Genomic DNA, 12137 nt, shown 5'->3' with positions numbered 1-12137 from the left:
CAGAAGTTGCTAAGCAACTTCTGTCAGGATTTATTGCTTTCCTGCAACAGCGACGTCCTGTCGCCTGTAGTAATCGTCCCCATGACTGGGAATTTTTTTTACTTCTTTTTTTTCTTCCTAAATGGTATAATGTCTTACTTTTTCAAACGGAGGAAAATCATGGAAAAGTTGTTTAAACTTAAGGAAAACGGCACCACAGTTTCAAAAGAAATCGTGGCTGGTATCACAACATTCCTTGCTATGGCTTACATTCTTGCTGTAAACCCTGGAATGCTCAGCGCAGTTGGAAACGGAATGACATTCCCTGCAGTATTTACTGCAACTGCAATTTCATCTGCCATCGCGACACTTGTAATGGCTCTCTGGGCAAATCTTCCTGTTGCTCTCGCACCTGGAATGGGTCTCAATGCCTTCTTTACATTCACAGTATGCATGGGAATGGGATGCTCTTGGCAGCTTGCTTTGACTGCTGTTCTCATCGAAGGTATCATCTTCATCGTTCTTTCCATTTTTGGAATCCGTGAAAAGATCATCAACGCAATTCCAGCAGGAATGAAGAAGGCTGTTGCCGTTGGTATCGGACTTTTCATTGCCCTCATCGGTCTTGCAAACGCAGGCATCGTTGCTGGTGACACAGGTACAATCATCGGTTTTGTAAACTTTGACATGAAGCATACAACTGCTGTAGTTGCAATGATTGGACTCATCATCACGATCGTTCTTTACCTTCTCAAGGTTCCTGGAGCAATCCTCATTGCAATCCTTGCTACAACTGTAATCGGCATTCCATTTGGTGTTACAACAATTCCAGAAGGATGGACACCATTCAGTCTTCCTGCAGCTCCTCTTCTTTTCAAGTTTGACTTTGCAGGAATCCTTTCAATCAAATTTGTTGTAATCGTATTTACATTCCTCTTTACAGATCTTTTTGATACAGTCGGAACATTGATGGGCGTTACACAGCAGGCAGGTCTCGTTGACGAAAAGGGTAACATTCCGAATGCAAAGGCAGCCCTCATGTCTGACTCGATCGGTACTGTGGTAGGTGCATGTCTCGGTACATCTACAGTTACTTCATATGTTGAATCTAGCTCAGGTGTTGCAGCAGGCGGACGCACAGGACTTACATCAGTAACTACCGGTGTTCTTTTCCTCCTTGCTCTTTTCATGACACCTATTTTTGCTCTTATTCCAGGGGCTGCTACAGCTCCAGCATTGATCTTTGTCGGCTTCCTCATGCTTCAGCAGGTTGTCGACATCGACTGGAAGGATCCAACAGAAGGAATCCCAGCTTTCATTACAATCCTTGTAATGCCTTGCGCATACTCAATCGCAAAGGGTATTGCTTTTGGTATGATCGCCTATGTAATTGCCAAGGTTGCAGGAAAGAAGGCAAAGGACATTCCTGTTGCCACATGGGTTCTTGCAGCAATCTTCATTGCAGACATTATTTTTGAAGCTTTGAAGTAATTTTTTCATGTGAAAATACTACCAGTTAGTACGAGTCCGTCAAAACCGCTAGCTAGCGTCGCTACACGCACAGGGCGGCAAGAAAACTATTGTTCCGCCCTGTGAGTGTTTTTGACGGCCTCTTCCTGCCTTCTCGTATTTTCACATGTCTATTTTTTATTATTCATTGAAAATTGATTTATAAATATCGCATCAAAAACTTGAGGAGAGAAGGAGAAACGACTATGTCAGAAGGAAAATATGTACGCCCAACCTGGGACGAATATTTCATGGAAGTTGCCCGCACGATTGCAAAGCGTGCTACCTGTGACCGTGGGCGCAGTGGCTGTGTCATTGCAAAGGACAACCAGATTCTTGTGACAGGTTATGTAGGTTCTCCTGCAGGTCTTCCTCATTGTGACGAAGTTGGTCATTTCATGAAAAAAATGATCCACGATGATGGAACCATTACCCAGCACTGTGTACGCACCGTTCACGCGGAACAGAATGCCATCTGTCAGGCTGCAAAACGCGGAATATCCATTGACGGCGCAACAGTTTACTGCCGTATGACGCCTTGTCGTACCTGTGCAATGCTCATAATCAACTGCGGTATTGTAAGGGTTGTCTGCGAAAAACATTACCATGATGAAAAGGACAGCATGGAAATGTTCAAGACAGCTGGGGTAAAAATTGAACACCTTGAAGATAATGTTCAGACTTATGAAAACATGTAGAGAGGGAAGCGTATGACAGAAGAAACAAAGGAATTCCCTGACTGGACCAGCTACGACAACTGGCTCATTGAAAACAATTCAAAATACAGCGTAACAAGCCTTAATGAAGTGGACGGCAAGATAGTTGCTGTTTTCTTTGACAAGACTGTCGAAGTGCAGAGTGAAGGCGAAAAAAGCAGCAATTGAGGCAAAACTCACTGTTTAATTAACACAATATTAATTGCCTGGACTTGATTTTTTGTTTATTATTGGTTAAGTTATATTATGTTACCGACTAGTCGGTAACATAATGATTGGGCAATATGGAAAACACCAGAGAAATCATCATATCATCAGCTTTCTCATTTTATTCGAAACCCGTTATAAAAAACGTTTCTCTTTCTGCCATTGCTTCCAAGGCTGGAATTACAAAACCTGCAATTTACAGGCATTTTAAAAATCGGCAGGAACTGGATGATGTGATGGTAGACAGGGTTTTTGGTGATTTGTATTCCATTTTGTCTAAAATCCACCCTGAAAAAGAATGCAATGTGTCTTCTTTTGTTGAGGATATATTGATTCTTCTTTTGACACACAAAGAATATTTTTTCTATCTGATTTCAACCCAGGTTGATTTTGCCCTTGATAAAGTTCTCCTCAGGTTCAAGAAAATGGGCCTTTCTTTCTTTGACAAAGTATTTGCTACCGACGGGTCGGTAACTGATATGGAAAGATACAAGAATGCCATTTATCTTGGGGGAAACATAATGTTCTTTGATGTAGTCCGGAATAGGATAACTGAGAAGATGAACATTTCAGATTCCTATTCTGATGTTGTTTCCTATGCTTCAAAAATCAACGCTTTTTTTAAGAAAGGGCTTGGTCAGGATACGGGGACTTTATCAGTATCCCGCATGGCAACTCTTGATGACATCTGTCGTGCGAACATGGAATTTGTAAAACCCATCAATAAAGTTTTTGTTTCCATTTCTGATATCGTCAAGGAAAAGGGATTCAAGGGAATTACCGTGGAATCTGTTGCACATGGCATCGGCCTTGCAAAAAGCAGTATTTACGACAGGTATGAAAACAAGACCCAGATGATAGGATCCCTGATTCAGGAAGAATTTGAGGATTTGTACAGGGGTATTGAGAAAAACATTTCCCATGCAGAAACAAATGCAGAAAGGGGATATGTGCTTATGGAAACTGCACTGCTTTATTACATGAAAAAACCGGAAGTTTTGACCGTTTGCCAGTGGTTCCAGGTTCATTCTGTTAATGAAATTGTTCATGATCAAAAATATGAAGAGCAGATATTCTGCAGGTATTTTGAAAACATAGAATTGTATGACAAGTTCCCTGATTTGGGATTGCCTATTGAGGACAAAAGAATAATTACTTCATGGTTCATGATGATACCGGTAATTTTGTTCATGCATGCGAGAAATCAAAAAATTAGTCCTGAAGTTGTTCAGGCGATGTTAAAGGATATTCTGATAATGATGGAAACAGGAGTGGAAAATAGAAAATGAAAGTAATGATTAAAAAACTGATTCTTCAGCTTTTTGTTTTTTCTCTTTTGGGGACAATGATTTTTGCAGAGGAAGAAAAAAACAATGGTGTAGTTCTAACAGTTGATCAGGCTGTTGATTATGCTTTGAAGAATTCGAATTCAATTAAGTCTGCTGACATTGATCTTGCCGTAAAAGAAAGGGCAGGCAAATATGGATGGAATATTCTTTTGCCTTCTGTAAATGCAACGGCTACCATGAACAGATCAAGCAAGGATACCGTTAAGTCTACTGTTGAAGGACAAACTGCAATTTTTAAGAAGCTTGGTTATCCGGTACCTGAAACTGAAATTACAGAAAGCATGCATTGGGCTGGTATTATTGGTGCATCGTTAGACTGGACTTTTTCCTTGGCGCACATTGAAAAAATCAAGATTGCTAAGGCAAACTACGAAGTCGGAAAACTTTCCTATGATAAGTCTCAGCGTGAAATAAAGGTTAACATTCAAAAACTTTTTTATGGACTCCTTCTTCAGCAGGAAAATCTAAAGCTCCAGAAAGCTTCCCTTGAGAATTCAAGACAGCGTTATATTCAGGCTGAAACAAACTATAAAAATGGTGCTGTACCGGAAATTCGTCTTTTGCAGGCACAGGTTGCTTATCAGAATATGAAACCTTCCGTTTCAAAGCTTGAAAAAGAGTTTATGGCTTCCATTGATACATTTGCATTCCTCATTGGATATCCTGTAGGTACTGAAATCATTCTTTCAGGTTCTATAAATCCGGAATACATTGAAGCTGACTACGATAAACTTATGAACCTGTATTCAAGCTATAATCTTGATTTACAGAATCTTGACAAGAATATTGAAATTGCAAAGATGGGACTTACAGCTGCAAATCTTGGTACTTATGTTCCTTCTCTTATGGTTAAATATTCTTTTTCTCCTATGCTTACTAATTTCCTTGATGCAGATAAGGGCGGATATCCGTCTGGTGGAGACTGGAAAGATAACGGTTCCTTTAGCCTTACTCTTGCTTGGAACCTTACAAATCTTCTTCCGTTCTCTACAAACAGACAGCAGGCTGCCGATACGAAGGCAACCGTTCAGAAACTTGAAATCAACCGCAACTCGCTTTTGGAAAATCAGAAGATAAATGTAAGAAAGGCTGTTAATACTCTCGTGGATGCACGTGAACAGATTGATGTAATGTCGCGTAATATTGGTCTTGCACAGCGTTCCTATGAAATGACTGCCCGCAGCTACAGAAACGGTACTACAGAATTGCTTGATCTTCGCGATGCAGAAGACCAGCTTAATCAGGCAAAGCTTGGTCTTGCAAACCAGAAATTCAATTACATTTCTGCCTTGCTTGACCTTGAAACAGAACTGAACGTTGAATTTAAAAAGATTTCTGATGATGCAGAAACTTATGAAACTGTAAATGAAAACAAAGGGGAATAAATATGAATTTTAAGAAGACTGTAATTTTGACAGCAGCTGTTGCTGCAGCCTTGTCTTTGGTATCATGCAAAGACAAAAAAGGTGAGGACAAGAAAAAAGGTGATGAAGCTCAGGAAACTGTATACGCTGTTAATACCTTTAAGACAAAGTCAGGAAATCTTGACAACTATCTTGAATTTGGTGGAGATGTATCTTCAGTTTCTGCCATCGATGTTCTTCCTGATACAAACGGTAAGATTACCCGCACTCTTGTAAGTGTTGGCGACAAGGTTAAAAAGGATGACATTATTGCTTATGTAGATGCCAGCCGTCCTGGTATGAACTATGCCGCAAGTCCTGTTAAGGCACCTGTAAGCGGAACCGTTACATCTTATCCTTATACAGTAGGTGCGACAGTTGCTCCTAGCATGTCCATTGCAAAGATTAGTGATACAAAGGATCTTCAGATCAAGGTCAATATTCCAGAACGCTTTGTAAGCCGCATTGCCCTTAACCAGAAGGCTGCAATTACATTTGATTCATATCCATCTGATGTTTTCAATGCAATCGTATACGAAGTAAGTCCTGTCCTTGACAGCGTTTCAAGAACAATGGCAATCAAACTGAGAATTGTTCCAGAAGATCCAAAGGTTCGTGTCGGAATGTATGCACGCGTAAAACTAATTACAGAAAGCATGCATGATGTAATTGTTCTTCCTTCAAATGCAATTGTTATGCGTGAAGGAAAGCCATATCTATTCGTTATTTCTGATAAGAAGACAGAAAGTGGTAAGTCTACTGTAGATATGGTTCAAGTAAAACTAGGTATTTCTGTTGATAACAATACCGAAATTGCAGAAGGCATAACTGCTGGAGCCGAGGTCGTTGTGAAAGGACAGACTCTTTTGAATCAGGGTGACGCAGTAACTGTTCTTGCTGTAGTCAATGAAGAAAGAAAATAGCATAAAGGATTTTTTTTAATGAGCATTTCTGAAATTTGTGTAAAGAAACCGGTAACTACGCTCCTGTGCTTTTTCATGGCCATTGCACTGGGTATTTACTGTACATTTAATCTTCCTATGGACATGTATCCGAACATGACATTGCCATATGTTCTTGTTTATACAACATATAATGATGCAGGACCTGAAGAAGTTGAACAGAGCATTACAAGAACCATGGAATCTGTTCTTTCTGGTCTTTCTGGCCTCAAGAACATGACATCCAAATCTTCCATGGGTGCCAGCATCATATTCCTTGAATTTGATTATGGCGTAAACCTTGATGTTGCCGGAGGTGACATCCGAGACAAAATCGACATGATACGAGGGTATCTGCCAGAATCTGCAGATGCTCCTGTAGTTATCAAGATCGACCCATCCATGATGCCTATCATGTTCCTTTCTCTTGAAGGAGAAAGAACTCCAGAAGAATTGCGCCAGTATGCTGAAGACGTTATTTCAAAGCGCCTTGAGCAGCTTGATGGTGTTGCTTCTGCAAATGTTATCGGTGGACGCGAAAAGTCCATCAACATTGATATTCCCCGCGACCGCCTTGAAGCTTACGGACTTTCAATCACTTCTGTTGCCCAGATGATCGGTGCCCAGAACATTCAGAGTTCCGGTGGACGCATTACATCAGGCGATACGAATTATACCATTAAGACAAACGGAAAATACAAGACTGTAGAAGACCTTAAGGATACTGTTATTACATACAAGGTAGACATGCTTGATGCCGCCCATTCATCACAGCTGCTTTCTGTTCGTCTCCGTGACATTGCAGATGTTTATGAAGGCTACAAAAGTGAATCAACTTTGGCTTACCTTGATTCAAGACCTTGTGTAATGATCCTTATCCAGAAGCAGAGTGGAAAGAACTCTGTTGCTACTGGTAAGCGTGTAAGGGCTGCCGTAAAGAAACTTGAAAAGGAAATGCCGTCTGACATTCACCTTCAGGAAACAAACAACACTGTCGACATCATCAATGAAACCATCAACAATGTCGTAATGTCTGTTGTGCAGGGTGCTTTCCTTGCCATTTTGATCCTTTTCATCTTCCTCCGTTCCATCAAGAGTACAATCATCATTGGCCTTGCAATTCCGATTTCGGTTATGGTTACTTTGCTTTTCATGTACTTCAACGACATTACCATCAACATGATTTCCATGGCTGGTCTTCTGCTCGGTATCGGTATGCTTGTTGATAACTCAATTGTTATCCTTGAAAACATTTATGCCTACCGTCAGCGTGATGCAAAGCCAACTGTTGCTGCAATTCTCGGCTCAAAGGAAATGGTTGCTTCCATTACATCTTCGACTTTGACATCAGTTTGTATCTTCCTTCCGATGATTCTCTTTAAGAAACAGCTTGGTATGATGGGACAGATGTTCAACGACCTTTCATTTACAATCATCTTCTCTTTGATGAGTTCCCTCATTGTTGCCGTAGCGCTTGTTCCTGTTCTGTGTTCTTCAATTCTACGAATCGACAAAATCGTAAATGATGAGGAAAGCGGAATTGGTTATGCAGTAAACAATGCTTTCAACAGGTTCTTCCTTTGGCTTGAAAATTCATATGCCGGTGGTGTAAGTAAAGTTCTTCACCACAGAAAACTCTGCGTTTGGGTTCTTGTTGTCGTATTCATTCTTTCGATGGCTGCGATCAAATTCGTAGGATTCATCTTTATGCCTTCATCTGCATCAAACTCTGTTTCCGTTGAATTTACTCTTCCACAGGGAACTGATGTTCATGCCACGGAAGATACAATCTTTGAAATGTACGAAATGACGAAGGATGAAATCAAGGGTACTAAATTCATCTCAATGCAGGTTGGTGGTACAAGTATTTTTTCTTCTGGAGCTGAAACAAACAAAGGATCCATTACATATACTCTCTATCCAGAAGCAGAACGTTTGCCAGGTTACGACAATGAAGCAAAGGCAAAGGAAAAGCTTAGAAAGTATTTCAATAAATTCCCAGGTGCTGACTTGAAGTTTGGTACTAACCAGAACAATGCTTCATCCGGGAAAATGGAAATTTCAATTAAGTGTGATGACCTTGATAATCTTAGAAATACAGCAAGCTTTGTTGAAAACCTTTTGAAGGAAAAAGGCGGCGACTATGTCAACGAAGTAGAAAGTGAACAGGAAGATGGTCTTCCTCAGGCTGAAATTGTTGTTGACCGTGCAAAAATGTATGAAATGGGACTTACTATCTATAATGTAGGTTCTGAAATTAATGCTGCCATCAACGGTAAGACTGCAACCCGTTACACAGATAAAGGTAAGGATATTGATGTTATAGTTCAGCTTTCTGAAAAAGACCGCAAAAAGCTCAACGATCTTGATCAGATTTCCGTTGTAAATTCGCAGGGACAGCGCATTCCACTTTCAAGTTTTGCCCATTACGAGCAGAACCTTGCTCCTGTTACAATTCTCCGCAAGAACCAGACCCGTACAATCACCATCAAGTGTTCCATGGTAGAAGGAATTTCCATGGATGTTGCCTATAAGAATATTCAGAGGATTGTTGAAGAAAATCTTCCTAGAGATGAAACAGTCATCATCAATTACGGTGGAGATATGGAAGAAATGATCAGAGCCGTAAAGGGATTTGCTGCCATCATGCTTATGGCCGCCGCCTTAGTATTTGTTGTCATGGCATCTCAGTTTGAATCTCTTGTGGATCCGTTCATCGTTATCCTTACAATTCCACTTTCATTCATTGGAGTTATGACAATTTATGCTCTTACAGGAAATCAGCTGAGCATAGTTTCAATCATGGGTATGTTGGTTCTTATCGGTACTATTGTTAACAATGGTATTGTTCTTGTTGACTACACGAATCTTCTTAGAAAACGTGGTCTTGAACTTGAAGAGGCTTGTGTAGAAGCTGCAAGAAACCGTCTTCGTCCAATCCTTATGTCAACATTGACAACTGTCATTTCTCTTTTGCCAATGGCATTCTTTGCAACTGAAAGTTCTCGCTCAATGCAGCCTATCGGCCTTACGGTTTTCGGCGGAATGACATTTGGTTCATTGATGACTTTGTTCCTCATGCCTTCAATATACTTCATGATCAACAGCAGGCGCATTAAAAAGGCAGAGAAGAAGGCCTTAAAGAAAGCAAAGAAACAGGCTGATCTTCTTGAGAAGCTTGGAAGGGAGGGAAAATAGAATGGATGAGTTGTTTACATTAAATGATTCTTCTGCAATGGAAGTTCAGAAGTACAGGGTTGAAATCATCTGCTCCCAGGCTTTGGAAGAAGATTTTGCTGAAGAATTTAAGATCAACAATGTTGCTAAAATGTTTACTAAAGTTGATGATGTAAAGGGTGCTGGCTATAGCAATCCTCATCTTGGGGATGCTGTATGGCCACAGCTCAATACAATGTACATCATTTACTGCAACAAGGAAGATGCTGATAAAATTGCCGCCATCGTTTTGAAGCTCCGTAAGCTTTACCGCACGGAAGGCATTGGCTGCTTTGTAAGCCAGTCAAATGAACTTTACAGCATGTAATCTGCAGAACTAATTTTTGCATGATCCCTGCATTTGTTTTTTTCAACAGGTGCAGGGATTTTTTTTGCTCATCTGGTTGAGTGGTAATATTTTTAAAAATTACTATATTTATATGAATGAAAATAAAAATTGAACGATATGATGATAATTATCTTGCTGTAACTTTCCCAGAAGGTTTCAACAATGATCTCCTAAATGCAGTAAGAGTAATTCCTGGACGACAATGGTTAAATGAAAAAAAAGTATGGTTGATTCCTGATACTCCTCTTTCAAAAAAGATGATTTCCGAAAGCGTTTCGAGAATTGAAAATAAAGAAATCAATGAAATGAAAAAGTTTCCTTTTTTTAAGGACATTGAAAAGTTAAAGAATATTCTTGCTGCAAAACATTATAGTCCAAAGACCGTTATTGCCTACGAAAAATGGGTAAGGTTATTTTTAATGGAATACAAAGACGTTCCTATTGTAGGACAAGAGGAGATAAATGAATACCTGACAAAACTGGCTGTGAAACATAAAGTTTCAGCTTCAACACAAAATCAGGCGATGGCAGCCTTGCTGTTCTATTTTCGTTTTATTAAAAATGCAGATTCTGAATCCTTGAATGGAGTTATACATGCAAAATACAGAAAACGTATACCAGTTGTTTTGAGTCGTGAGGAAGTATTGAAAATAATCAGCCTTATGGAAGGAAGCAAACAGCTTGCCGTTCAGATACTTTATGGAACTGGAATGCGCTTAAATGAAGTTCTGTCCCTACGGGTTATGGATGTTGATTTTGAACTGAATGAAATCATTGTCAGGCATGGAAAAGGTGATAAGGACCGTCATGTGATTTTACCGCAGTCACTGGTTTATAAAATAAAAGGACAGATTGAAAATGTCCGCAAAATCCACAATCAGGATCTTGCTGATGGTTGGGGTAAAGTAGAGCTTCCTTCCTCCTATGAAAAGAAATATTCAAGCGCTGGAAAGGAATTCTGCTGGCAATGGCTATTCCCACAAAAGAACCGATGGGTAAATGCAGAATCTGGAGAAGAGGGACGATGGCATCTTGACGAAAGCCTGTTGCAGAAAGCCGTTAAAAAAGCCGTCCTTGAATCTGGCATAACCAAGCCCGCTACCTGCCATACATTCCGCCACTGTTTTGCAACCCATCTTCTTGAAGACGGTTATGATTTGAGGACGATTCAAGAACTTTTAGGACATTCCGATGTCCGAACAACCATGATCTATACACATGTTTTGAATAACCGCAAGACAGAAGTTGTAAGTCCTCTAGACAGATTACAGTAAAGTTTGAGGTTGCTTTTGGTTGAGTTTCTTAAATAAAAAATATATTTCTGGAACTTATATGGATACGTAATTTACGACTTATACGGATACTGCTATTCTCATAGCGGGAAACGCTATTTTGTTGTATGATATAGAAATACCGTATCCCTATGGGGTTTTATATTGACAAAAAAAGCAGTGATTCTGAACTTATAAGGATACTTAGAATTTATGTTATGTGGACGCCCGCACTGGGGCGCTTGGGAGAAAAAATGAAAAAAAATTCTTTTTTATTATATATACTTTTTCTAATGAATATTACGTTTGTATTTGCTGATAATTGGCAAGCTCCGGATTATCAAGTAGGGAAAGAATATTACATTTGTGATGAACTGATTAATGTTCGCGACAAAGAAGGTTTAGGCGGTAATAGAATTGACAAACTGAGCATTGGAGAAAAAGTAAAAGTATTAAACTTTGGGAAGTATGAAAAAATTGATGGTGATTATGATTTTTTCTGGACACAAATTGAATTCCATAATGGGAAAATCGGTTGGATTTATGGGAAATATATCGCCACTTTTACGATTGAATGTGATTTAGATAATAACGGAATAAAAGATTTTATTTTTTTCAGAGAAAGGCATTCAGGTTTCTTTGCGACATTTAATTATCCCGAAGATATCATGCTATATCTGAATGGAAAGTTTATAGCATTTCCACAAATTCATAAAAACGATTTTTCTCATGCGTATTTTTATATTAACCAAAATAAGGATATAATATTAATAGAAATCGAAAATTCATATGAAAATCAACCTCTACCAGGTGAAGATTTTATTTCAACTACAGGTATAACCAAACAATATCTGTTATTAGTAACTAAAAATAATATAAAACTTGTTGATGTAATAGAAGATTCTGGTAGTAAAAAACCTGCAGTAAATAATATTAGCAGTGGAGAATTAAAAACAAAATATATAGAACCGCATTTGGGGAATAATTATGTTTTTTTAAAATAGCACATAACAAAGGTTCGTAGCCGACAGCGGGTCGAGCCCGCTGCGGTACAACCAATTGTTATGCTTACACGCCAGTAGCGTGATTAGAAAGAAAAATGAAAAAAAAAGTAATTTTATTGTTTGTATTCATATATTTTTTGTTTACAGGGTGTAAGACTCTAGAAATAAAATCTTCAAAAATTAATAATCAAAA

Annotated in this window: 10 protein-coding genes; all 10 read left to right on the top strand. The window is 39.1% G+C overall.

Annotation, left to right across the window (positions count from 1 at the left end):
* Positions 1-159 precede the first annotated feature (159 nt).
* The 10 genes from ACKI39_RS11150 (at position 160) to ACKI39_RS11105 (ending at position 11944) form a co-directional block, all read left to right on the top strand.
* Positions 160-1470 carry an NCS2 family permease gene (locus ACKI39_RS11150; RefSeq protein WP_407400537.1) on the top strand — a complete coding sequence of 437 codons (1311 nt, stop codon included), beginning with the start codon at positions 160-162 and terminating at the stop codon, positions 1468-1470.
* A gap of 224 nt (positions 1471-1694) precedes the next feature.
* Positions 1695-2186, top strand: coding sequence for a deoxycytidylate deaminase (locus ACKI39_RS11145; RefSeq protein WP_407400535.1), 492 nt, complete (start codon positions 1695-1697; stop codon positions 2184-2186).
* A gap of 12 nt (positions 2187-2198) precedes the next feature.
* Positions 2199-2372, top strand: a complete 174-nt coding sequence (locus tag ACKI39_RS11140) for a hypothetical protein (RefSeq protein WP_407400533.1) — start codon at positions 2199-2201, stop codon at positions 2370-2372.
* A gap of 116 nt (positions 2373-2488) precedes the next feature.
* Positions 2489-3700, top strand: a complete 1212-nt coding sequence (locus tag ACKI39_RS11135) for a TetR/AcrR family transcriptional regulator (RefSeq protein ID WP_407400531.1) — start codon at positions 2489-2491, stop codon at positions 3698-3700.
* The gene (locus tag ACKI39_RS11130) at positions 3697-5145 is read left to right on the top strand and encodes a TolC family protein (RefSeq protein ID WP_407400529.1); all 1449 of its coding nucleotides are present in this window, start codon (positions 3697-3699) and stop codon (positions 5143-5145) included. Before ACKI39_RS11135 ends, ACKI39_RS11130 begins: the two co-directional genes overlap by 4 nt.
* Before the next feature lie 2 nt (positions 5146-5147).
* Positions 5148-6086 (top strand): efflux RND transporter periplasmic adaptor subunit, encoded by a 939-nt coding sequence (locus ACKI39_RS11125; protein ID WP_407400527.1) that lies wholly within the window; start codon positions 5148-5150, stop codon positions 6084-6086.
* 18 nt (positions 6087-6104) lie between these two features.
* Positions 6105-9302, top strand: a complete 3198-nt coding sequence (locus ACKI39_RS11120) for an efflux RND transporter permease subunit (protein ID WP_407400525.1) — start codon at positions 6105-6107, stop codon at positions 9300-9302.
* 1 nt (position 9303) lies between these two features.
* Entirely contained in the window at positions 9304-9648 is a 345-nt protein-coding gene (locus tag ACKI39_RS11115) for a PG0541 family transporter-associated protein (protein ID WP_407400523.1), read from the top strand.
* A 116-nt stretch (positions 9649-9764) separates the two neighbouring features.
* Positions 9765-10943, top strand: a complete 1179-nt coding sequence (locus ACKI39_RS11110; protein ID WP_407400522.1) for an integron integrase — start codon at positions 9765-9767, stop codon at positions 10941-10943.
* 290 nt (positions 10944-11233) lie between these two features.
* Complete coding sequence (locus tag ACKI39_RS11105; RefSeq protein WP_407400521.1) at positions 11234-11944, top strand: SH3 domain-containing protein; 711 nt, start codon at positions 11234-11236, stop codon at positions 11942-11944.
* Positions 11945-12137: the final 193 nt, after the last annotated feature.

This window comes from Treponema sp. (genome assembly GCF_045641405.1).
Taxonomy (GTDB): Bacteria; Spirochaetota; Spirochaetia; order Treponematales; family Treponemataceae; genus Treponema_D.
This window is presented reverse-complemented; position numbering and strand designations above follow the sequence as displayed.

What these genes read in the sequence shown, in the direction of transcription:
- ACKI39_RS11140 (WP_407400533.1), top strand. Translation starts at nt 2,199, where the DNA reads ATGACAGAAGAAACAAAGGAATTCCCTGACTGGACCAGCTACGACAAC.
- ACKI39_RS11130 (WP_407400529.1), top strand. Translation starts at nt 3,697, where the DNA reads ATGAAAGTAATGATTAAAAAACTGATTCTTCAGCTTTTTGTTTTTTCT.
- ACKI39_RS11120 (WP_407400525.1), top strand. Translation starts at nt 6,105, where the DNA reads ATGAGCATTTCTGAAATTTGTGTAAAGAAACCGGTAACTACGCTCCTG.
- ACKI39_RS11105 (WP_407400521.1), top strand. Translation starts at nt 11,234, where the DNA reads ATGAATATTACGTTTGTATTTGCTGATAATTGGCAAGCTCCGGATTAT.
- ACKI39_RS11110 (WP_407400522.1), top strand. Translation starts at nt 9,765, where the DNA reads ATGAAAATAAAAATTGAACGATATGATGATAATTATCTTGCTGTAACT.
- ACKI39_RS11135 (WP_407400531.1), top strand. Translation starts at nt 2,489, where the DNA reads ATGGAAAACACCAGAGAAATCATCATATCATCAGCTTTCTCATTTTAT.
- ACKI39_RS11125 (WP_407400527.1), top strand. Translation starts at nt 5,148, where the DNA reads ATGAATTTTAAGAAGACTGTAATTTTGACAGCAGCTGTTGCTGCAGCC.
- ACKI39_RS11150 (WP_407400537.1), top strand. Translation starts at nt 160, where the DNA reads ATGGAAAAGTTGTTTAAACTTAAGGAAAACGGCACCACAGTTTCAAAA.
- ACKI39_RS11115 (WP_407400523.1), top strand. Translation starts at nt 9,304, where the DNA reads ATGGATGAGTTGTTTACATTAAATGATTCTTCTGCAATGGAAGTTCAG.
- ACKI39_RS11145 (WP_407400535.1), top strand. Translation starts at nt 1,695, where the DNA reads ATGTCAGAAGGAAAATATGTACGCCCAACCTGGGACGAATATTTCATG.